This is a genomic window from Acetobacter persici (assembly GCF_018256955.1).
Classification (GTDB): Bacteria; Pseudomonadota; Alphaproteobacteria; order Acetobacterales; family Acetobacteraceae; genus Acetobacter; species Acetobacter persici.
Genome location: NZ_JAERKU010000001.1, coordinates 161234 through 183696 on the forward strand (window position 1 = coordinate 161234; position 22463 = coordinate 183696).

Sequence of the window (22463 nt, forward strand, 5' to 3'; positions counted from 1 at the left end):
GCCCGATGAGCGCCAGCCAGCCCGGCTTAGGCCCGGTTCATATTTATGTCTGCCATCATGCTGCGGGCATTGCGTTTGAAGATGATGTCTTCCGCCCCATTCAGGTTGGTCGTGCGCTTGCCACCACCACTCTGCCAATGCGCGGGGATGACACCGGTGACAATATTTCCAGCAAAAACCGGGAATATTGTGAGCTGACAGCACTCTACTGGGCCTGGAAAAATGACCCGGATGCCGCGTGGATCGGCTTCATGCATTACCGGCGCTTTCTGGACTTTGCCTGCACAGGGCTGAAGACTGACCAGTTCGGCTGTATTCCTCTGCCGGACATGACGCCCCAGACCCTCAAACAGATGGGCCTGAACGCCGCCACGGTCCGTAAGACGATTGAAAACACACCGGACGCCTGCGCCATTCTCCCCGAGAAATGGTCCGTGCGGAATGTCGGCTTCACATCCTTCTACCAGCATTATGTGGAAGCCGATTACCACTTCGCGCATGACCTCGCGCTGACGCGGTCCGTCATTGCCGACCTGTATCCCGATGATCTGCCCGCGTTTGATACGGTCATGGCAGCAGACGAAGGCTACTTCACCAACGTCTTTGTCTTCCGGCGGGACCTGTTTGACACCTATTGCGCGTGGCTCTTTGCCATTCTGGCTGAAGTGGAACGCAAAGCCGATCTGACCAATTATTCCGCTCAGGCACGCCGCATTTACGGCTATCTGGGGGAGCGGCTGTTTAATGTCTTCATGGCCTCGCCCCATGTGCCTAAAACAGGCGTGATTGAACGCGCGCGCTGCTTTTTTGAAAATACTAAAACCGGGAAGGAAGTTGCCCTTCCCAAAAGCCCTGCGGCGCCAGCGGCAAACGCTGTCACCCTTGTTACTGCGGCGGATGAGAACTTTGTACCGCATCTGGCCGCTCTGCTGGAATCCATCAAGGCGTCCTTCAATCCGGACCGCTTTCTGGACCTGATTGTGCTGGATGGCGGCATCCCGCCGCTCAAACGCAATCTTCTGCGGCGGCAGTTCCATATGGGCCTGCCTGCCAGCAAAGGCAGCCTGACCTTTCTGGACTGCCAGCATATGTATCGCGGCATCAGCACGCATATGCATTTTTCACCGGCGACATTCTACAGGCTCTCGCTGGGCCAGCTTCTGCAAAACCATAAGCGCGCCCTCTATATTGACTGTGACACCATTGTTCTGGCCGACCTGTGCCGCCTGTGGGACACCCCTCTGAACGGCGCCGTCATTGGGGCCACGCCTGACCTGATCATGAAGAACTTCGTGAAGGCCGGGATCCGCTCCATGGAAGAAACGGGCGCCCTGCCCGCCAGCCAGTATCTGAGCGAGTATCTGGGCCTGCAAGGCCGGGGCGATGCGTATTTTCAGGCGGGCGTGATCCTGTTCGACCTTGACGCCTTCCGGGCCGCCAATATTTCCGACGCCGCCATCAAAGACCTCAGCAACCGGCGCTACTGGTTCCTTGATCAGGATATTCTGAACAAATATCTGATCGGCAAAGTGAAAATGCTGGATACGTCCTGGAACTGCGTGAACAGCATCCGCGAGATCTTCCCGCACCTGAATGCCGACTGGCGTGCCAAGGTCCTTGAAGACCTCAAGGACCCCAAAATTGTGCACTACGCCGGGTATGAAGCCAAACCCTGGAACAACCGCCGCGCGCCGCTGAGCTTTTTCTACTGGTACTTCCTGCGCAGAACCTTCTGGTATGAATCCGTCTTTAATGGTGAGGCCGGACCGGGGGATGATCCGGCCCCCTTCCGCCACAGCCTGCTCCGCCGTGTGCTGACACGTGGCTGGCATCTGCTCCCCCGCCCGCTGCGCAGGCCGTTGTCCGGCGTGGCGTCCCGCCTCAAACAGGCGCTGTAAACCCGCATGCCCCAGCCCCCCTCCACACCGGCAGGACACACGCCGTGCACAGTGGCAGCCGTTATTGTCACCTGTAACCGGCTGGCCATGCTGAAAACGGTTCTGGACCACACGCTTGCCCAGAAGTTTTCAGCCGTAGTGGTGGTGAATAACGCCAGTCAGGATGGCACACAGGACTGGCTGGAAACCCAGACAGACCCGCGCCTGCATTGCCTGCATGAAACAGTCAACAGCGGGGGCGCTGGTGGGTTTGCGCGGGGCATGGAGTATGCTGCGCACCATACAGACTGTGAATGGATGGTCTGTTTTGATGATGATGCCTGGCCGCAGCCCGACGCCCTGAGTGTTTTTCAGTCCCTGCCTCTGCCGCCTGCTGTGGGCGGCGTGGCCGCGGCGGTCTATTTCCCCGGTGACGCGGTCTGTGACATGAATCGCCCCGGCCTGAACCCCTTTACCAGCGGGCGCGGCCTCCTGCGCCTGCTCAAAAGCCGCAAACCCACGTTTGCTATTGACCCGTCCAGCTACCGGCAAAGCAAACCCCTGCCCGTTGATTACGCATCTTTCGTCGGCTTTTTTGTCCGCTCTGATCTGGTGCGTGGCCCGCTGGGCCTGCCACAGACGGACCTGTTCATCTACGCGGATGACACCCTCTACGCATGGAAATTACGCTGTCTGGGCCGCAAAATTCTGTTTGTTCCCGCCGTTCGTTTTAATCATGACTGCAAGACCACCGTCAGCTTTGCTCGCAACCGGTGGAAAATTTACTACATCGTGCGGAACAGGATTCTTTTTTACAAAAAAATTGCGGGCGGCCTGTTTCTGCCTTTTGCCCCCCTGCTGCTGCTCAGTATTCTGAAACTCTACTGGAAAAACCGGACAGTCCCGCATATCCGGGCACTCGTGCTTGCCGGGCTGCGTGACGGGTTCCGTAACGATACCTCCCGCACACATCCCAGCATTGTGACCCTTGCCGGCGAGTCCTGAGAGCGACGGGATTGCAGCATGAGCCAAGGGAGATAATACTTCCCTCGCCATGCTGTGCCTTACCCCCTCATCTGGCGAAAGCGCCCCCCTGCCAAACCCCATAACAGGCTGGGTTTCGTCATGAGTTGTGCGTCCCGTCGCCAGAGCACGCAACAGGGACGCATCCGTCTTCGTACGCTTTCAGAAACACTGCCGCCACCCCAGCTTCCGCTGCCGCGGTTTGAAATCGCCTTACCGCCACCTGACCTCAGCCGCTGGCAGGAGGGCAATTGCGGGGTTCCCGGCGCTTATCACTTTGAAGCCTCTCACCCCGGCCCCCATGTTGCCATCACCGCCCTTATGCACGGCAATGAATATAGCGGAGCCTGCGCGCTGGCTCATCTGCTGATGCAGGAAGTGCGCCCCGAACGTGGCCGCCTCAGTCTGATTTTTCTCAATCTGGCGGCTTTTGCACGATTCGATCCGGGCCGCCCCACACTCTCCCGCTTTATTGATGAGGATATGAACCGCTTGTGGGAGCCGGGTCTGATGGCCTCTGGCCATACATCCTATGAGATGGAGCGCGTGCGCGCTGTGGCCCCCATTCTCAACACAGTGGATGCGTTGCTGGACCTGCACTCCATGCTCTGGCCTGCCGACCCGCTTTTTTTAAGTGGCCTGACAGAAAAAAGCTGTGCGCTGGCCACGGCACTCGCCACCTTCCAGCCGCCCCCGCCTCTTATTGTGCAGGATAGCGGGCATGAAGAAGGCCCCCGGCTGATTGATTATGTGCGCTTTGCCTCCAACCGCACAACAGCCCGGGCCTGCCTGCTGGAGGCGGGGCAGCACTGGCAGCCCGAGGCCGCGACACTGGCTCTGAATGTCTGTCAGACGTTTCTGGAGCAGATGGGCACCGTCTCGCCCAGAAATCTTCGGTCCCCCTGCCGCCAGAAAACCCGGCAGGTCACGGTGACAGATCATGTGCTGGCCTGTACGTCCCGCTTTGTTTTTGCGAGGCCCTTCCGCAGCGGGGAGATCATTAAAAAAGCAGGGACTCTTCTGGCATTTGACGGGTGTGAAGAAATCCGCACCCCGTATGAGAACTGCCTGCTGGTCATGCCCAACCTCAGGCCGATGCGCGGGCATACAGCCGTCAGACTGGCCCGCTGCACCTGAAAACATCCCTCCGGGGCCTGAGCCGAAGCCCGGCCTCAGAGGGGTTTTGTTTTAGCGATTATAGATCGGGAAGCGGGCGCACAGCGCACGCACTCGGTCATGCACAGCGTTTTCAACCGCTGCATCGCCTTCCCCGCCAGACGCAGCCAGCGCGGTCAGTACTTCGTCAATCATTTCACCAATCTGGCGGAATTCCGCTTCACGGAAGCCGCGCGCCGTGGCTGCCGGGCTGCCCAGACGCACGCCAGAGGTAATGGCAGGCTTTTCCGGGTCAAACGGAATAGCGTTTTTATTAGCGGTAATGCCTGCGCGTTCCAGAGCATGCTCGGCGGCCTTGCCGGTCACTTTCTTGGGCCGCAGATCAACCAGCAGCAGGTGAGAGTCCGTCCCACCCGTCACGATATCAAAGCCGCGTTCCACCAGAACTTCCGCCAGAACATTGGCGTTTTTCTGAACGGCTTTCTGGTATTCCTTGAATTCCGGCTCAAGCGCCTCGCCAAACGCCACGGCCTTACCGGCAATAACGTGCATCAGCGGGCCGCCCTGCAGACCGGGGAAGACGGCGGAGTTGATCTTTTTGGCCAGCGCTTCATCGTTGGTCAGGATCAGCCCCCCACGCGGGCCACGCAGCGTTTTATGCGTGGTGGACGTCACCACATGCGCGTGCTCAAGCGGGTTCGGGTAGAGGCCAGCAGCCACCAGACCAGCAAAATGAGCCATATCGACCATCAGGAATGCGCCAACTTCATCCGCAATGCGGCGGAAGCGGGCAAAGTCGATGATCCGCGGATAGGCAGAGCCACCAGCCACAATCAGGGTGGGCTTTGTCTCGCGGGCCAGACGTTCCATTTCCTCATAGTCCAGCAGGCCATCTTCCTTGCGGACGCCATACTGCACGGCATTGAACCACTTGCCGGAATAGTTCGGGGCGGCCCCATGCGTCAGGTGGCCACCGGCCGCAAGGCTCATGCCCAGAACGGTGTCACCGGGCTTGGAGAGCGCCATGAACGCGGCCTGATTGGCGTTGGCGCCAGAGTGCGGCTGCACGTTGGCAAAACCGGCACCAAACAGCGTTTTTACGCGCTCAATAGCCAGTGTTTCAATTTTATCGACCTCGGAGCACCCGCCATAATAGCGGCGGCCGGGATAGCCTTCCGCATATTTGTTGGTCAGCACGCTGCCCTGAGCCTGCAACACGGCTTCAGACACCATGTTTTCGCTGGCAATCAGTTCAATGCCGTCCTGCTGCCGCTTCAGTTCACTGGCAAGTGCGGCCGCAACATCCGGATCCGTCTTTGTAACCGGCGCGTGAAAGAAACGATCCAGATCCGTCTGGCTCATCAGGAGCTCCTCATTTATCTCGTTCAACTGCCCCGTACACTGTCCTGTGAAATGCCGGGCCGTTCGTTACGTTTAAAACACATCTTGCTAAGAGAGACACTCTAGCCTCTCTATGGGACGAAGACCACCAATTGCTCTATACGTGGTTTTGTTCACGGTCGAGACAGGAGAGAAAACTCTATGACGCAAAGGCCTGCATCTTCCGCAGCGTCATTCCTTACGCGCTGCATGCCTTTAGACAAGCTGGAAACCTCGCAGGGTCTTAAGCGTGTTCTTGGTCCGGGTAGTCTTGTTGCTCTTGGCGTCGGGGCGACCATCGGCGCTGGTCTTTTTTCCCTGACAGGCATCGCCGCGTCTGAAAATGCCGGACCAGCCGTTATTCTCTCCTTCCTGATCGCCGCGATCGCCTGCGGATTCGCAGGGCTGTGCTATAGTGAACTTGCCAGCATGATCCCCATTGCCGGCAGTGCCTACACCTATGCGTATGTTACGCTAGGGGAACTGATGGCGTGGATTATCGGCTGGGATCTGGTGCTGGAATATGCCGTAGGGGCCGCCACGGTGGCGGTCAGCTGGTCACGCTATGTGGTCTCGCTGCTGGATTCGTGGGGGCTTGTTCTTCCACCACGCCTCACAGCCTCACCGTTTGAAACCGTGCAGATGCCTGATGGCAGTGTGACAGCCGGGCTGATGAACCTGCCCGCCGTCTTCATTATCGGGCTGGTGTCCTTCATTCTCATCCGGGGTATTTCCCAGTCCGCCAAAGTCAACGCCATCATCGTTGTGATCAAACTGCTGGTGATCGCGGCCTTCATCGGCTTCGGGCTTTCCTATATCAATCCGTCTAATTACCACCCGTTCATTCCGCCCAATGATGGCACGTTCGGCCATTATGGCTGGTCGGGCATCATGCGGGCCGCGGGCACCATCTTCTTCGCCTATGTCGGGTTTGACGCCGTTTCCACCACGGCGCAGGAAACCAAAAATCCGGCGCGTGATATGCCCATAGGTATTCTCGGCAGCCTGCTGGTCTGCTCTCTGGCGTATATTGCCTTCTCCTTCGTCATGACAGGTCTGGTCAATTACAAGGACATGCTGGGCGATGCCGCACCCGTGGCCACCGCCATTAACCGCACGCCGTACCACTGGCTCCAGCTTGCCGTAAAAATCGGGATTATCTGCGGCTTTACCTCGGTGCTGATGGGCATGCTGCTGGGGCAGAGCCGGGTGTTCTTCGCTATGTCGCGCGATGGTCTGCTGCCGCCCATGTTCAGCCGCACGCATCCCAAATTTCAGACGCCCTGGCTGTCCAACATCTTTTTTATGGTGATAACCTGCCTGCTCAGCGCCTTCCTGCCTATTTCTGACCTTGGGCACATGACGTCCATCGGCACGCTTCTGGCGTTTGTGCTGGTCTGTGCGGGGGTGATGGTCCTGCGCCGCAAATCCCCGGATGCGCCGCGCGCCTTCCGTGTGCCGGGCGGGGATATCATTCCGGTGCTGGGGATCATCTCCTGCTCCGCCGTCATGGTCTCACTCGACAAGCTGACATGGATCCGGCTGATCGTCTGGCTGGCCATCGGCATGGCCATTTATCTTGGCTATGGCCGCTACCGGAGCGTTCTGGCGCGGTCCTGACCCCCGCGCGCATGGGGTTGCATAACGCGGGGAGCGGCGCATACTCCCTCCCCGCTGTTCACCCCCGTCGGGTTTCTGCCTGATCCGGCCGCGCATGCTCCTGTGCCCGGCCAGTTGATCCGACCCCGCCCGACACGCAATGGAGATCCCGCCCATGCTGGCTGGTCGCTTCCCTCAGGCCCGCCCTCGCCGTAACCGGTTTGATGATTTCACGCGCAGACTGGTCGCTGAATCCTCTCTGGGCATCAATAATCTGATCTGGCCAATCTTTTTTATGGAAGGCACCAACTCTGTCACGGATGTTGCCTCCATGCCCGGCGTGCAGCGCGTCACGCTGGACCGGCTGGCCGCCCATGTGGAGCCTGCCGCCAAACTGGGCATCCCGGCTCTGGCCCTGTTCCCCATCACGCCGTCAGAAGCGCGGAATGAAACCGGGTCCGAAGCTCTGAACCCGGACAATCTGATGTGCCGGGCCGCCCGCCTGCTGAAAAAAGAATTCCCCAATGTCGGGCTGATCGGGGATGTAGCACTCGACCCCTACACCAGCCACGGCCATGACGGCATTATCCGTGATGGGTATGTGGTGAATGATGAGTCCGTCACCATTCTCTCCCAGCAGGCTGTCAATCAGGCTGCTGCAGGGGTGGATATCCTCGCCCCGTCCGACATGATGGATGGACGCATTGGCAGCTTCCGCACGGATCTGGATAAAAACGGGTTTGTTGATACCCGCATCATGTCCTACGCCGCCAAATATGCCAGCGCCTTCTACGGCCCGTTCCGGGACGCTCTGGGCTCCGGCAACCTGCTGAAAGGCGATAAAAAGACCTATCAGATGGACCCCGCCAACAGCGATGAAGCTCTGCGAGAAGTAGAGATGGATATTGCTGAAGGGGCCGACATGGTCATGGTCAAGCCCGGCATGCCGTATCTGGATATTATCCGCCGGGTGCGGGACACGTTTGCCGTGCCGACCTTCGCGTATCAGGTATCCGGGGAATATGCGATGCTGATGGCCGCCATCCAGAATGGCTGGCTGGACCATGAACGCGCCGTGATGGAAAGCCTGCTGGCCTTCCGCCGGGCCGGAGCGCATGGTGTGCTGACCTATTTTGCGGTTGAAGCCGCAGAACGCATCAAACAGACGTACGGCGTCTGAACAGAGCCGCCGGGGCTTTATGCTCCGGCTTCCACCTGCATCGCCGTTCTGTGAAACATCTGTTTTGCTGAAAGGGCGTGCGATGCAGGCGGTGCTGCTGTTACAGTCAGGCAGGCCGCGTTTCCGCTCCCGGCCCGCCACCCTTATCCCGGACAGGACGTATGGTTTCCACACTGCGACAGCCGCAGTTTTTCTACACAACACCGCCCCAGCCCTGCCCGTATCTGCCGGGCCAGATGGAGCGCAAGGTGATTGCGGATCTGGCTGTCCCCAACGCGGATGCCCTGCATAACCGCCTCTCCCGCGCGGGTTTCCGGCGCAGCCATACGCTGGCTTATACGCCGGTGTGCGAGACCTGTTCCGCCTGCACGCCTATCCGTGTACCTGTGCAGCGTTTTGAACCAGACCGCACGCAACGGCGTACCCTGCGCCATAATGCGGACCTGCATGCCTACGGCCTGCCGCCCGTGACCACGCCAGAACAATATGCCCTCTTCCGCCGCTACCAGGCGGCCCGCCATACAGAGGGTGACATGGCCACCATGACCGCGGACGACTACCGCAACATGGTGGAAGATACCCCCGTAGAAACAATGTTGTTTGAATTCCGCACGGATGATGGCGAGCTGATGATTGTCAGCCTGATTGACCGGCTGGAAGACGGGCTTTCCGCAGTTTACAGCTTTTATAATCCGGACCTGCCCCGGCGCTCGCTCGGCAGTCTGGCAATCCTGTTTCTGATTGAGGAAACCGCCCGGCTGGGACTGCCGCACCTGTATTTAGGCTACTGGATTCAGGAAAGCCGGAAAATGTCCTACAAATCCCGCTTCCGCCCTGCCGAAATCCTGAGGCATGGTGTGTGGCAAACACTGAAAACGCCGCCGCTGCCATGAGTATCAACCGCCTTTTTTGAAAGGCCGATCCTTTGCCTCATTGTCTGTCAGGCAGCGCAAAGACAAAGAAAATTCGGATTACAGCGCTGCTTTCTCGACTTCCTTATCATGAAGATTTCTTAAATATTCATAAGTTTTATGAAAAACATGATCAATGCTCTCATCGTCAAAGACTAAACCAGAAATCTTGTGATCATCTGATTTACAATAAACAACTTTTGTTTTCCCGTCATAGGAAACGGCAAAAATTTTAGTGCCCAACATAGATTGTACATTTATGGATATTGAAAAATCGCCAGCAAAAACATTTTCGTCAATATATTGAAATAATTCCTCATTATCTCCGTAAATCGCATCATCAATCAGCGCAAAAATACGCTCGTATGCCATATCATAAAGTGTTTTGTTTATTCTCTTCTCTTTAGTCTCAACAATATACTCAGACATATACAGCGCATCTCTTAAAGAAACACCGCCATACCGGCTCCCAAAATCCTGCCCATCAATTCTATAAAACAACTCTCCATTGAGCCATACGCCGCAATAGTGCTCATCAAGTTGCGTGACGATGCAAAATCTATCCCAGTCCCCAAATAGTCTTACCTCCCCTGCGCCCTCAAACATGTCTTAGCCACTTTCAGGGCATGTCATCTGACGAGAGAAGAAGGCAAAGCGCGAACACAGCCTCCGTGCTCTGGAGCGCAGAGCGTCTCACGCCATTCGCCGCGGTACGGTCTGCCCTCACCCTCGAACCCTTCAGGCCTTTTTCAACGCCCAGGACGGGGCTTCCTTCCCTACGGCCGCCCGTTTTCCAACCCATGTCTGCAAATCCGCAAAGGAACGCGTCCGGGCATTACCAGGCCAGAGCAGACCATCCTCCGCCTTGAAGACAACCGCGTTTTTCAGAGATTCACTGGCTTTGCTGTATTTCTGCAGGCCAACGCCCAGACCACGGCCCATAACCGGCAACTGCTCCAGCGGGAAAATCAGGAACCGGCGGTTGCTGCCCAGCACGGCAACCTGATCCCCCTCCGCAGGCACGCAGAGCTGTGCGCTCTCATCGCCTTTCAGGTTCAGCACCTGACGCCCGGAGCGTTTTTCCGCCACCATGCTCTCTTCATCCACCAGCATGCCACGCCCGGCGCTGGACGCCACAAGGCGGCGCGCACCGGCCTGCACCGGGAAGACCGCAATTACATCTTCATCGTTCGAGAGGTCAAAGAGCAGACGCACCGGCTGCCCATCGCCGCGCCCGCGCGGCAGATCCGCGCCTTTTACGGTAAAGGCCCGCCCGTCTGTACCAAAGAAGCAGAGCTTATCCGTGCTCTGGCAGGGAATTGCCAGACGCAGGCCGTCCCCTTCCTTGAACTTCTGGTTTTCCAGATCAACCGCATGACCTTTTACAGCACGCACCCAGCCTTTTTCAGACAGGATCAGTGTCAGCGGCTCACGTTCCACCGTTTCCACAACGGAAATATCAACCGGAGCAGGCGCGGACTGGAGCGTGCTGCGCCGCTTGCCCAGATGCCCGTCACCAAATTTTTTGACCATCCCGTCCAGTTCCCGCCCGATGCGGGACCAGCGTTTTTTCTCATCCCCCAGAAGCGTTTCCAGTTCGGCTTTCTCGGCGGAAAGTCCGTCATGCTCCTTTCGGATTTCCAGCTCTTCAAGGCGACGCAGGCTCCGCAGACGCATGTTTAGAACAGATTCGGCCTGCAAATCCGTCAGGGAGAAGGTCGCAATCAGGCTGGCCTTGGCGTCGTCCTCTTCACGGATAATGCGGATCACTTCATCCAGATTGAGATAAACCGCGAGGAAACCATCCAGAATTTCCAGACGCCGCAGAACAGCCGCCAGACGGTGGCGACTGCGGCGCTCAAGCACCTCATGCCGGTGGTCCAGCCAGGCGCGCAGCACCTCTTTCAGGCCCATAACACCCGGCGCGCGCTCCGCACTCAGCACATTCATGTTCAGCGGGAAGCGGCTTTCCAGTGTGGTCGCCCGGAAAAGGGTTTCCATCAGCACTTCCGGCTCAATGCCGCGCGTTTTGGGTTCCAGCACCAGCCGGATCTGGTCCGTACTTTCGTCCCGGACATCGCCCAGCAAGGGCAGCTTTTTCTGCTCCAGCAGATCAGCAATCTGCTCAATCAGGCGGGATTTCTGCACCTGATACGGAATTTCCGTCACAACAATCTGCCATGTGCCAAAACGCCCCTGCTCAACGTCCCAGCGCGCCCGCATACGGAAGCCGCCACGGCCGGTCTCATAGGCTTTCAGAATGGCATCAGAATCTTCAACTATAATCCCGCCCGTCGGGAAGTCCGGCCCCGGCATAAGCGCCAGCAGGTCTCCCGTGGTGCTTTCCGGCTTACGCACAAGCAAGGATGCAGCGGCGCAGACTTCTGCCGCGTTATGGGGCGGAATGCTGGTCGCCATCCCCACGGCAATGCCGGCGGCGCCATTGGCCAGCAGATTCGGGAAGGCTGCGGGCATCACAACCGGTTCCTGCTCCTCACCATCATAGGTGGGGCGGAAATCCACGGCATCGTCTTCAATGCCATCCAGCAGGGCTTTGGCAACTTCTGTCAGGCGCGCTTCGGTATACCGCATGGCGGCAGCATTATCGCCGTCAATGGAGCCAAAATTGCCCTGACCTTCCACCAGCGGATAACGCGCGGCAAATTCCTGCGCCAGACGCACCAGCGCCTCATAGACCGAGGCATCGCCATGCGGATGGAATTTACCAATAACGTCACCCACCACACGGGCACATTTTTTAAACCCGGCAGAGGGGTCCAGCTTAAGCTGGTGCATGGCATAAACCAGCCTGCGATGCACCGGCTTGAGGCCGTCCCGCACATCCGGCAGGGAGCGTGACATGATGGTGGACAGCGCATAGGCCAGATACCGTTCACTGAGCGCATCCGCCAGCTTGGTATCCTCAACATGGCCTTCAAATGTCTCGCTCATTTCCTGCTCCCCAGACCTGATGCCGGTTCTTATACAGGCAGAGACATAACGCTGTGACGCGTTTTGTTCTAGCCTTCTTCTGTTTCTCCGGAGTCATTCGGCACTCCGGCAAGGCGCGCCACGCGGTCCATCAGCCGTTCCCGCGCGGCGGGCAGAGGGCGGTGCCGCTGGCCGAACGCGTCCCGCGCCAGAAAATGGCCCGTTAGCCGCAAGCCGGCCAGCCAGTCTTCCGGAGTGCCCGTTTCCTCCTCAGACAGCAGGAAGTGCGGCAACGGCAAAAGCCGGTCTTTCCATTCCCCCGCACCGTCTTCAGACACGGCTTTTCCTGTTTTGGGAGATACATAGGCAAGCCCTGTTGTTGCCCCGGTAACTGCACAGGCCGACAGGTCAAGCCCGAAGCCGAGTTCTGTCAGCAGCGCACATTCCCAGCGCACCACATCCGGCACACCTTCCCGCTCTGACACAGCCGGGTCAAACCCCAGAAAGCTGAGGAGCTTTACTGTGCGGGCAAACAGAACCGGACACGCCTCCCCCTCAGGCAAAGCCGCATCCGCCAGCACGCAGACGGACTGAACCATGCTCAGCGTGAGCGGGGCATCCAGCAACCGGAAGCCGCATCCATAAAGTAATTCACCTGAAAGCCGGACAATGCCTCCGGCGGAGCGCGCCTGAAACCGGGTTTTCACCAGATTTCCCGGCTGCCATAACGCGCTGCCCGCGCGGGATCTGGCCCCGTAGACCACACCGCGCACCAGCCCGTTTTCTTCTGTCAGCACATGCACACGGGCGTTGTTTTCACCCAGCAACGCCGCAGAAAGCACAAGGGCGGGAGCCTCCCTGTCGAGGGAAGTCCCGCCCTGTTGCATCATCGTGCAAAAACGCCTGACTTAGACGCCGGAGACCTTCGCCACTTCCGCAGCAAAGTCATCGACTTCTTTTTCAATGCCTTCGCCGAGCTGGAAGCGGTCGAAGCCAACCAGCTTCACGCCAGCCTGCTCCAGAACCTTCTTCACGCGGCTTTCACCGTCATGCACCCACACCTGCTCAAGAAGAACAACTTCTTCATAGAACTTGCGGATACGGCCTTCGATCATTTTTTCGATGATGGCTTCCGGCTTGCCGGAGTCCTTCGCCTGATCAATCAGCACAGCGCGTTCACGCTCGACTTCAGCCGGGTCAAGGCTGCTCACGTCCAGAGCGGACGGGCGGGTGGCTGCAACATGCATCCCGATCTGGCGGCCAAGCTGGTTAATGGCGTCAGAAGCAGACGGAGCTTCCACCGCAGCCAGCACACCAATCTTGCCAACACCCGGACGCAGAGCACCATGCACATACGTTGCCACAACGCCAGACGGCACCGTCAGCACGCGTGCGCGACGCAGGGACATGTTCTCACCAATGGTGGCAATCAGGTGCGTCAGTTCATCAGCAACCGTGCGGCCGCTGGCCAGCGTTGCTGCCTTGATGGCTTCCAGATCTTCGCCAACTTTCAGGGCAACCTGAGCAACAGCTTCCACAAAGCTCTGGAACGCTTCGTTACGGGCCACAAAGTCCGTCTCGGCGTTCACTTCAACCATGGCTGCTTTTTTGTCTTCGGAGGCAACAGCAACCAGACCTTCAGCAGCGGTACGGCCGGACTTTTTGGCAGCAGCCGCAAGGCCTTTGGTGCGCAGCCAGTCAATGGCACCTTCAATTTCGCCGTTAGACTCGCTCAGAGCCTTTTTGCAATCCATCATGCCTGCGCCAGTTGTTTCGCGCAGTTCTTTAACCAGTGCAGCGGTAATGGCCGCCATAGTTCATCTCCTTAAAAACCGGAACGCGCCCATCGGGGCGCGCACAGGGCTGTCATGCCTGTGGGCAGACACCTACTCTATCTGAAAAACCGGCCTAGCAGGTCATGCCAGAGCCGGTCAGCAAAACTTTAATTTGCAGCAGGAGCAGCGGCAGCTTCAGGAGCTGCGGCCGGGACTTCTGCTTCCAGAGCCGGGTCAACCGGCAGTTCTTCAGCCGCACCGAAATCCTGACCAGATGCACCCAGCTCTGCGGAAATCCCGTCCAGAACGGAGGAGGAGACCAGATCGCAATACAGGGAGATAGCGCGGATCGCGTCATCGTTCCCCGGAACCGGGAAGGTCACGCCCTTCGGGTCGGAATTGCTGTCCAGAATCGCCACAACCGGGATGCCCAGCTTGTTGGCTTCTTCAACAGCCAGCTTTTCCTTGTTGGTGTCGATGATGAACAGGATATCGGGCAGGCCGCCCATTTCCTTGATCCCGCCGAGAGAGCGTTCGAGTTTGTCGCGATCGCGGGTCAGTTCAAGAATTTCTTTCTTGGTCAGACCGGACGTGCCGCCGTCGAGCGTCTCTTCAATCTGGCGCAGACGCTTGATGGAACCCGTAATGGTCTTCCAGTTCGTCAGCATGCCGCCCAGCCAGCGGTGGTTGACGTAATACTGGCCGCAACGCTTTGCAGCTTCAGCAATCGGGTCTGCCGCAGCGCGCTTGGTGCCGACAAACAGAACGCGACCACCACCGGCTACCGTGTTACGGATGGCCTGAAGAGCGCGGTCAAGCAGGCCAACAGTCTGCTGAAGGTCGATGATGTGAACCTGGTTACGCACACCGAAGAGGTATGGCTCCATCCGCGGGTTCCAGCGGCGGGTGTGGTGACCGAAGTGAACACCAGCTTCAAGCAGCTGGCGGAGTGTGAAATCTGGCATCGCCATGGGGGCGTATCCTACCTTATCTGGTTAATCCTCCGCGAAGCACGGCCCCTTTTTACTCAGGGCACCAGACGGTGTGTGGCTTCGCGTGCGTAGTCCCGGCCTGGGCCAAGCGATGCCGATATGGCGGTTTTCGCTGGCCCTTGCAAGGCAAAAATGCGGGTTATCAGCCCTTTTTCAGCGGTCGGGCGTTTGCGTTGGGCACACCGCTGCGGGCCAGCAGGGCGCGGAGCGCCTTCACAATGGGGAAGACCTCAATGTTATGGTCACCGCCCAGTTCCCGCCAGGCTTTCTGTTCCAGCTCAACCACTTCTTTGTCTTCTTCAAAGATTCTGTTGGTGAAAATCCCCAGGACCGGCCACGCCAGATCCAGCAGAAAGCCCCATTTGGGTTTTTTGACAGATAGCAGCCCGAAGGTCTGCGTGCCCTGCTGGTCAGCCCCGAGCGGCACGTAAGCTACCCACAGGTCCATCACCAGATCGCCGTCTTTGTCATGAATTTGCAGAGTCTGGTACGGGTAGGTCGTGCGGATGGAAACAATCTCCTCCACCGGCTGTTCCTGCCCTTCAATGTCACGATGCTTGCCAAAAATCAGAGCCTCAGCCAGCGGCTGATTCCCGCCTTTACGGGCAAAGCTGTAGCGGGCTTCCTGAAAGTTTTCGCCTTTATCCTGCCCCATGAAGCGGGCCGTGATAGACCCCATCTGCCGCCGGTGCAGGAACTGATGGTTCATGTCCATCAGGTTCTCATGCATGAAGGTGTAATGGCATTTCAGACGCGGATAAAAACGACGTGTCTTGAATTCCGGATTTTCCACCTGCGCAATCTCAGGGAGAGGCACCGTCTCAGCCAGAGCAGGATCTCCGGGGAAGACGAAAATCAGGCCGCTTTTTTCCCGGCACGGGTACGATTTGACGGGCCTGCCGACTCCTTCCTTATTCAGGTAAGGCACCGTGACGCACTTGCCCGCACGGTCAAACGCCCAGCCGTGATAGCAGCATTTGATGCAATCCCCTTCGACCGTCCCCTTGCTCAGGGGCACCTGCCGATGCGCACAGCGGTCTTCCAGCGCATAAACCGGACCATTTTCCGGGCGGATCAGCGCAATCGGGTGCCCGGCATAACGCGCTGCAAACGCCTTGCCGGAACGCACTTTATACGACCATGCAATCGGGTACCAGAAATTCGGATCACAATCGATCTGCCGCAGATCATACTCCGGGCCAGAGTCCTGTTCAGCCGGTCTTTCCTGAATGGCATGGTCCTGCATGGGGTCACCTCCTGATAGAGCCAGAGGCGTATGCATGAAAAACGGCATCACCTCACGGGGTCATGCCGTCTAGCATTGGTCTTTCCTAAAACATCAGACAAGCCCTGCCTCTGCATGCCAGATTAGCAAGGCAGAGCGGCGCGCCGCAACAGCGCACTGCCTGTCTTCCATCCCCCGCCTCAGCAGGGCAGACTTTCAGGAGTGTTTCGGCGTATGCGGCGCGGCGTGATGCTTACCGCCTTTGGCGTGCTGGCTGGGCTTTTCCGTCTGGCTACCAGAAAGCGTGCGGCTATCGGACCCGTTACCGCCATTTGAAGGGGGCTGTGTGCCGGGCTGTTCAGCCTCAGTGCGCGGGTTATTCCATAGCTTCTGTGAGGGTTCCACCCGCTTGCCGTTTTCATCCTGCGCGGCAGGCGGGGCCTTACCAACCTGAGACGCGGCTGAATTTGCCGTCGGCGTGCCCTGCGTTGGTGCGGTTTCTGTAGCCTGTGCCATCGCAATCGCCGGAGCAACCAGCAGAGAAACAGCCAGAGTCATGGAATGAAGTTTTGAAGGCATGGAGCCCTCCTTTTTAACTGATCTAACAACAAGCTCAGTTTTCTAACGGTGCGTCGTCAGGAAGGTTGCGCACCGTTTTATATCGGGCTGCCTGTGCCGTCCGCTTATTCAGGCCCCCATGCCTTCAGGAAGTGGAACATCCAGCGCCGCACACAGCCGCCGCAAGCCCGCAGAAGACTGGCTGACAGACTGTCCATCAAAAACCTGAACACGCCGCACACTCAGGCTATTAATCAGATAAACCGCGTCCGCAGCCCTCAGGCGTTCCCGAGCAAGACGCTCCTCCTGCAAAAGCCCTGCCCGCAGCAAAACCGCGCGTGCGACACCCGGCAAAGCACCCTCTGAAACAGGGGGGGTTGCAAACCTGTTCTGCTCCTGAATCACCAAAGTGCTAATCGTTGTTTCAGAAACCCGACCCTGCATATTCAGTAATAACGCCTCATCACACCCGGCCTGCGCCGCCTCCTGCCGCGCCAGAATATTGGGCAGGTAGTTCAGGCTTTTCACTCTGTTTAACGGAGAAAGCTCATCCCGCCGCACAGTCTGCGCCGTCATGAGAGAAACGTCTGAAACCCTCGCCGCACCCTCCGCGACCGTCATAAAAACCGTGGGCGTGCAATGTTGTGGCGGAAGCACGCCACGCGGTGCCACACCCCGCGTGACTGTCAGACGCGCAGAGCCGTTTTGCAGGCCAGTTGCGTCCAGAAGGCTCTGCGCCGCCTGCGCCACATAGTCCATGTCCGGAACAGGCAGCCCCAGCACAGCCCCACCATTTTGCAGGCGCTCCATATGCAAATCCAGATGCAGAACGCGACCATTTTTAACACGGAAGGTTTCAAACAAGCCGTCCCCGAGCGTCAGGCCCCGGTCCGCCAGACTGACATGCGCCTCTGTCGCGTTGCAGATCTGCCCATTCAGCCACACAAACATCATGCTGCGGCACCAAAAAGGGCAAAAAATGGTGCTAGTTTCAAACGCATTTCCGCATATTCCCTGCTTGCATCGGACAGAATAGTAATCCCGCCACCCGCAGCCAGTGTCACAGAGTTACTTTTTCGGATAAGTGTCCGGATAATCACAGAGCTTTCCAGACGCCCATCAACACCAAGGCACAGAACACTTCCGCAATAGGCCCCTCTGGGAGAAGCCTCCAGTTCTTCAATAATGTCCATCGCGCGATGCTTTGGCGCCCCCGTGACAGACCCCGGTGGCAGCGTTGCCTGCAACAGGTCAAACACATCACGCCCCGCATCCAGCACACCCCGCACCTCAGACACCAGATGATGCACATGCTCAAAGCGTTCCACTTTGAGAAACTCCGGCACCCCCATGCTGCCTAACCGCGCCACACGGCCAATATCATGCCGCATGAGGTCAACAATCATGAGGTTTTCCGCACGTTCCTTCTCATCCTGACTCAGAGAGGCCGCAAAACCCTCATCCTCTTCCGGCGTCTGCCCGCGCGGAGCCGTGCCCTTGATAGGGCGGGACGTTACAACGCCCTCTGTATCACACTGCAAAAACCGTTCCGGCGAAGACGAATGGAGGGCATATCCCTCACCGCAGGACAGATACGCCCCAAACGGAGCCGGCGCCTGCTTCCGCAGAGCGAGATACAGTGCAACATCAGGAAACTCTCTGGGAAATTCAGCAGAATACCGGCCTGTGATATTGACCTGAAAAATATCTCCTGCGGCGATATACGCTCTGGCGCGCTCTACAGCCTGACAATAAGCGGCGCGGGACTGATCTGCCGCAAACTGCACATCCGGCACCTCAGGCATGACGGGAACCGCATGCGGTAGCGCAGCCCATGCCGCACTATACGGAGCACAAAGGCTCCTGATGTTCAGAGCGCCTTCCTCAAACGCCAGACCCGCAACAAAAGACCGTTTTGAAAAACGATCCCAGATAAAAGCATGATCATAAAAACCGGCTGCAAAATCTGGCTCAGCCTGCACAGGACGGCACCCAGCAATCTTCTCAAGCTTCTGCCCCAGCCCGTAGCCGGCAAACCCGACCCAGCCCCCGAAAAATGGCAGCCGGATATCGTCCAGCCCATCCGCCTCTCTCCCTCCGTCTCCCACGGCCTCGGGCATACCATGCCGTAACCGTTCAAAAAGCGCATCAGGCGTAAAAGGGACGCCATCTTCAGCATTGGTCAGAATCTGCCCGTCCTGCACCACCAGCGTCTGGCGGGGTGTGCAGCAGAAAATCTGCCAGCGGCCACGCTCTTCTACCGGGCCGCCACTATCCAGAAACGCACACCAGGGCGCATCACCCCACGCAGCAAAGACAGTCTCCGGCTCACGCCAGAGCAGTTCATGCGCCCAGAGGCGTACGGTTACCATAACTGTCGCGCCCCTAAACCTGCTCGACGCGGGAAATTCCTTCCAGCATTTTCAGCTTCTGCCCCAGCAGCGGCGTCACCCGATAGCCGCCGCGCAAACGGATTTCCACGTCACAGGTTTCCGCAACACCCGGCAGCAGCACGATGCGGCTGGAGCCGCCTTTCTGCTCTGTCAGAATTTCATTCAGGCGTGGCAGAGCATCTTCCTGCTCCACCCAGATCCGCAACTCACTTTTTGCCTGCGCTGCGGCCTGTTCAAGCTCTACAACATCCGTTGCGGTCAGGCGCATTGCCTCACCTTCCAGCTTCATGTCGGCTGTGACCAGAACTGCTGTTCCGGCTGTCAGACTGTCCCGCACACGGGTCAGCACTTCGGAAAAAAGTGTAACTTCACACCCACCGGAGGAATCAGAAAGCCGGACCCATGCCATTTTATTGCCGGTACGGGTCGGGCGCTCCTTACGGTCCACTACGCAGCCTGCAATCCGCACACGCCCAACCCCTGCTTCCGCGGCGGAAAGCAGGCCGGAGCAGCGGGTTACATCCAGCCGCCGCAACACGGTGCCATAGGAATCAAGCGGATGCGCCGTCATATGGAAGCCAATCGCCTCGGCCTCCATCGCCAGACGTTCAAACTCCGGCCAGTCCTGACATTTGGCAAGACGCAGCGGTTCCACATGGCCGCCACCACCAAACAGACCAATCTGCCCGGACGCAGCTTCCTGCGCCTGACTTTGCGCGCGCCGCAAAATCGTATCGGCTGAATTAAAAGCCAGTGCCCGGTTTTTATCCAGACATTCAAACGCACCGGCTTTGGCCAGATTTTCCATCTGCATCCGGTTGATCTGCTTCGGGTCAATCCGCATGGCAAAATCTGCCAGATCTTTAAACGGCTTGTTCCGACGCGTTGCCACAAGAGCTTCCATGGCGCTGAAGCCGACCTTTTTAACCGCCGCCAATGCATAGCGAATACCATGTGTGCCATCCGGCAGCGTCTCGACCGAAAAATCGGCTTCGGATTTGTTCACGTCTGGCGGCAGAACCTTAATCCCCATGCGCTCGGCTTCCTGCCGGAGTGCCGCCAGCTTTTCCGTGCGCTCCCGCGCCAGAGACATACAGCCCGCCAGAAACGCCACGGGATAATTCGCCTTCATCCATGCTGTCTGATAGGAGACAAGCGCATACGCTGCAGCATGAGATTTATTGAAGCCGTAGTCAGCAAATTTCGCCATGAGGTCAAACACCTCAACAGCTTTATCGCGGTCAATCCCGCGCTTTGTCGCCCCTTCCGTGAAAATCTCGCGCTGGGTGTCCATTTCCGCACGAATTTTCTTACCCATGGCGCGCCGCAGCAGGTCAGCGCCGCCAAGGCTGTAGCCCGCCATTTTTTGGGCGATCTGCATCACCTGTTCCTGATAGACCATGATGCCATAGGTCTCTTCAAGAATATCGCGGATTTCCTCGTGGGGCGGCTCCCATGCCTCCCCGTGTTTTCTGCGGCAATAATCAGGAATATTCGCCATCGGGCCCGGGCGGTACAGCGCCACAGCCGCAATCAGATCTTCCAGCCGGGTGGGACGCATCTGTTTAAGAACATCCCGCATCCCCGCGCCTTCAAACTGGAACACGCCTGCGGTATCGCCCTTGCTGAGCATTTCATACGTCGCGGCATCGTTCAGAGGAATACGGCTGAGATCAACCTCAATGCCCATTTTTTTGAGGAAGCCAACCCCCCTTTGCAAAATGGTCAGTGTTGTCAGACCCAGAAAGTCGAACTTGACCAGACCGGCCTGCTCAACAAACTTCATGTTATACTGGGTGACCAGCATATCACTTTTCGGGTCTCGATAGAGCGGCACAAGCTCCACTAAAGGCCGGTCCCCAATCACCACGCCTGCGGCGTGCGTACTGGCATGGCGGAACAGCCCTTCAATCTGTTGCCCAATTTCCAGCAGGCGGCGCAACGCTTCATCATTGTCGCGCATTTCCTGAAGTTTGGGTTCCCCGGCAATCGCTTCCTTCAGCGTAGTCGGTTTGGCAGGGTTGTTGGGGATCAGTTCCGCAACGCGGTTCACCATGCCGTAAGGCAGGCCCAGCACACGCCCCACGTCACGCACCGCTGCGCGCGCCTGCAACTTTCCGAAAGTGATAATCTGCGCCACGCGGTCCGGCCCGTATTCCCGGCGTACATAGGCAATCACCTCGTCACGCCGGTCCTGACAGAAATCAATATCAAAGTCAGGCATGGACACACGTTCGGGGTTCAGAAACCGTTCGAACAGCAGGTTGAAGGGAATAGGGTCAATATCCGTAATGGTCAGCGCCCATGCGGCCAGAGAGCCTGCGCCGGACCCACGGCCCGGACCCACCGGGATATCATGCGCCTTCCCCCACTGGATAAAGTCCGCAACGATCATGAAGTAACCGGGGAAGCCCATGCTGGAAATAATATCCAGCTCAAACGCCAGCCGGTCTTTATATTTCTGGCGGGTTTCCTCATCCATACTCATGCCGGACAGGCGTTTTTCCAGCCCTTCCCACGCCATGGCGCGCAGGGTTTCATCCTCAGTCGCACCTTCACGCACTTTTGGACAAACTGGCAGAAGAGGCTTGCGCGTTTCCACTTTTACCGCGCAGCGCCGGGCTATTTCCAGCGTGTTATCACAGGCGTCCGGCAGGTCGGCAAACAGCGCGCGCATCATTTCCGGCGGTTTGAACCAGTGTTCCGGCGTCACGCGCCAGCGGTCGCGCTCCGCCATGGTGCGGCCCTGCGCAATACAGATCAACGCGTCATGCGCTTCATACATTTCCGGGCGAGGGAAAAAACATTCATTGGTTGCCACCAGCGGCAGACCGAACTGGTCGGCCAGTGCCAGCACACCCGGTTCCACCGCTTTTTCCACCGGCAGGTTATGCCGATGCAACTCCACAATCAGGCGGTCTCCAAAGGCTTCCCTGGCCTGTGCAAGCCAGCGTTCGGCTTCATCCCTCTGCCCGTCCGCCAGCATCTGAAAAACCGGCCCGCGTGTGCCGCCTGTCAGCAGCAGCAGCCCTTCAGAATGGCCACACAGAACATCCATGCTGATAACCGGGTCCGCCGGGTCCGACTCTCTGAAGCCTGTGGAGGACAGATATTGCAAATTTGCCAGCCCCACCTCGTCCTGCGCCAGCATAACAATCGGCTCGGACGGGGAGCCCGGCTTGTCATTGCGTGAGGGCAGGCCAAGCTGGCAGCCAATAATCGGCTGAATACCGCTCTTGCTGGTATATTGCGAGAACTCCAGCGCCCCGAACAGATTGCCCGAATCCGTAATGGCCACGGCAGGCATCCGCATCTCTTTGGTCAGGGAGACCATCTCTGGCACGCGGATGGCCCCCTGACTCAGGGAGTAGGCGGAATGAACACGGAGATGGACGAAATCGGCATAAGACATGCCCCTTTCTATCACACCCAGCCGCCTGTACGTCACCTTACAAATGCTTATCTGGATACCGCACAACAGCCGGATGCTTTACAACCGCCTT

Annotated in this window: 17 protein-coding genes; 6 read left to right on the forward strand and 11 right to left on the reverse strand. The window is 58.1% G+C overall.

What is annotated here, in order from left to right; genetic code table 11:
* Nucleotides 1-5: 5 nt before the first annotated feature.
* The 3 genes from JK199_RS00740 (at nt 6) to JK199_RS00750 (ending at nt 4037) form a co-directional block, all read left to right on the forward strand.
* The gene (locus JK199_RS00740; RefSeq protein WP_212373043.1) at nt 6-1898 is read left to right on the forward strand and encodes a DUF4422 domain-containing protein; all 1893 of its coding nucleotides are present in this window, start codon (nt 6-8) and stop codon (nt 1896-1898) included.
* A gap of 6 nt (nt 1899-1904) precedes the next feature.
* Nucleotides 1905-2882 carry a glycosyltransferase gene (locus tag JK199_RS00745; RefSeq protein WP_212373045.1) on the forward strand — a complete coding sequence of 326 codons (978 nt, stop codon included), beginning with the start codon at nt 1905-1907 and terminating at the stop codon, nt 2880-2882.
* Between the two features lie 120 nt (nt 2883-3002).
* Nucleotides 3003-4037: a M14 family metallopeptidase gene (locus JK199_RS00750; RefSeq protein ID WP_212373047.1), complete on the forward strand. Its 1035-nt coding sequence runs from the start codon at nt 3003-3005 to the stop codon at nt 4035-4037.
* 51 nt (nt 4038-4088) lie between these two features.
* On the opposite strand, the gene glyA is transcribed toward JK199_RS00750, so the two are convergent.
* A complete protein-coding gene (glyA, locus tag JK199_RS00755; RefSeq protein ID WP_086655052.1) occupies nt 4089-5378 on the reverse strand; it encodes a serine hydroxymethyltransferase in 1290 nt (429 codons plus the stop codon).
* A 180-nt stretch (nt 5379-5558) separates the two neighbouring features.
* Here glyA and JK199_RS00760 point away from each other — a divergent pair, with 180 nt between their 5' ends.
* The 3 genes from JK199_RS00760 to JK199_RS00770 all read left to right on the forward strand — a co-directional run bounded on the left by JK199_RS00760 (nt 5559) and on the right by JK199_RS00770 (nt 9068).
* Nucleotides 5559-7016, forward strand: a complete 1458-nt coding sequence (locus tag JK199_RS00760) for an amino acid permease (protein WP_025827134.1) — start codon at nt 5559-5561, stop codon at nt 7014-7016.
* A 154-nt stretch (nt 7017-7170) separates the two neighbouring features.
* Nucleotides 7171-8175, forward strand: coding sequence for a porphobilinogen synthase (hemB, locus tag JK199_RS00765; RefSeq protein ID WP_212354146.1), 1005 nt, complete (start codon nt 7171-7173; stop codon nt 8173-8175).
* A gap of 161 nt (nt 8176-8336) precedes the next feature.
* On the forward strand, nt 8337-9068 hold the full coding sequence (locus JK199_RS00770) for an arginyltransferase (protein WP_212373049.1): 732 nt from the start codon (nt 8337-8339) through the stop codon (nt 9066-9068).
* Nucleotides 9069-9146: 78 nt separating this feature from the next.
* On the opposite strand, the gene JK199_RS00775 is transcribed toward JK199_RS00770, so the two are convergent.
* The 10 genes from JK199_RS00775 to dnaE all read right to left on the reverse strand — a co-directional run bounded on the left by JK199_RS00775 (nt 9147) and on the right by dnaE (nt 22372).
* Nucleotides 9147-9692 (reverse strand): Imm42 family immunity protein, encoded by a 546-nt coding sequence (locus tag JK199_RS00775; protein ID WP_212373051.1) that lies wholly within the window; start codon nt 9690-9692, stop codon nt 9147-9149.
* Between the two features lie 132 nt (nt 9693-9824).
* Nucleotides 9825-12038, reverse strand: a complete 2214-nt coding sequence (gene parC, locus JK199_RS00780; RefSeq protein ID WP_212373053.1) for a DNA topoisomerase IV subunit A — start codon at nt 12036-12038, stop codon at nt 9825-9827.
* A 68-nt stretch (nt 12039-12106) separates the two neighbouring features.
* Nucleotides 12107-12907 carry a DNA repair protein RecO gene (recO, locus tag JK199_RS00785; protein WP_212373056.1) on the reverse strand — a complete coding sequence of 267 codons (801 nt, stop codon included), beginning with the start codon at nt 12905-12907 and terminating at the stop codon, nt 12107-12109.
* Between the two features lie 18 nt (nt 12908-12925).
* The gene (gene tsf / locus JK199_RS00790; protein ID WP_077931282.1) at nt 12926-13831 is read right to left on the reverse strand and encodes a translation elongation factor Ts; all 906 of its coding nucleotides are present in this window, start codon (nt 13829-13831) and stop codon (nt 12926-12928) included.
* A gap of 128 nt (nt 13832-13959) precedes the next feature.
* Complete coding sequence (gene rpsB, locus JK199_RS00795; RefSeq protein WP_077931281.1) at nt 13960-14763, reverse strand: 30S ribosomal protein S2; 804 nt, start codon at nt 14761-14763, stop codon at nt 13960-13962.
* A gap of 163 nt (nt 14764-14926) precedes the next feature.
* Nucleotides 14927-16030, reverse strand: a complete 1104-nt coding sequence (locus JK199_RS00800) for an aromatic ring-hydroxylating oxygenase subunit alpha (RefSeq protein WP_212373058.1) — start codon at nt 16028-16030, stop codon at nt 14927-14929.
* Nucleotides 16031-16225: 195 nt separating this feature from the next.
* Nucleotides 16226-16588 (reverse strand): hypothetical protein, encoded by a 363-nt coding sequence (locus JK199_RS00805; protein WP_212373060.1) that lies wholly within the window; start codon nt 16586-16588, stop codon nt 16226-16228.
* Nucleotides 16589-16696: 108 nt separating this feature from the next.
* Nucleotides 16697-17521 carry an aminotransferase class IV gene (locus JK199_RS00810; RefSeq protein WP_212373062.1) on the reverse strand — a complete coding sequence of 275 codons (825 nt, stop codon included), beginning with the start codon at nt 17519-17521 and terminating at the stop codon, nt 16697-16699.
* Nucleotides 17518-18939: an anthranilate synthase component I family protein gene (locus JK199_RS00815; protein ID WP_212373064.1), complete on the reverse strand. Its 1422-nt coding sequence runs from the start codon at nt 18937-18939 to the stop codon at nt 17518-17520. Before JK199_RS00815 ends, JK199_RS00810 begins: the two co-directional genes overlap by 4 nt.
* A gap of 13 nt (nt 18940-18952) precedes the next feature.
* Nucleotides 18953-22372, reverse strand: coding sequence for a DNA polymerase III subunit alpha (gene dnaE, locus JK199_RS00820; RefSeq protein ID WP_212373066.1), 3420 nt, complete (start codon nt 22370-22372; stop codon nt 18953-18955).
* Nucleotides 22373-22463: the final 91 nt, after the last annotated feature.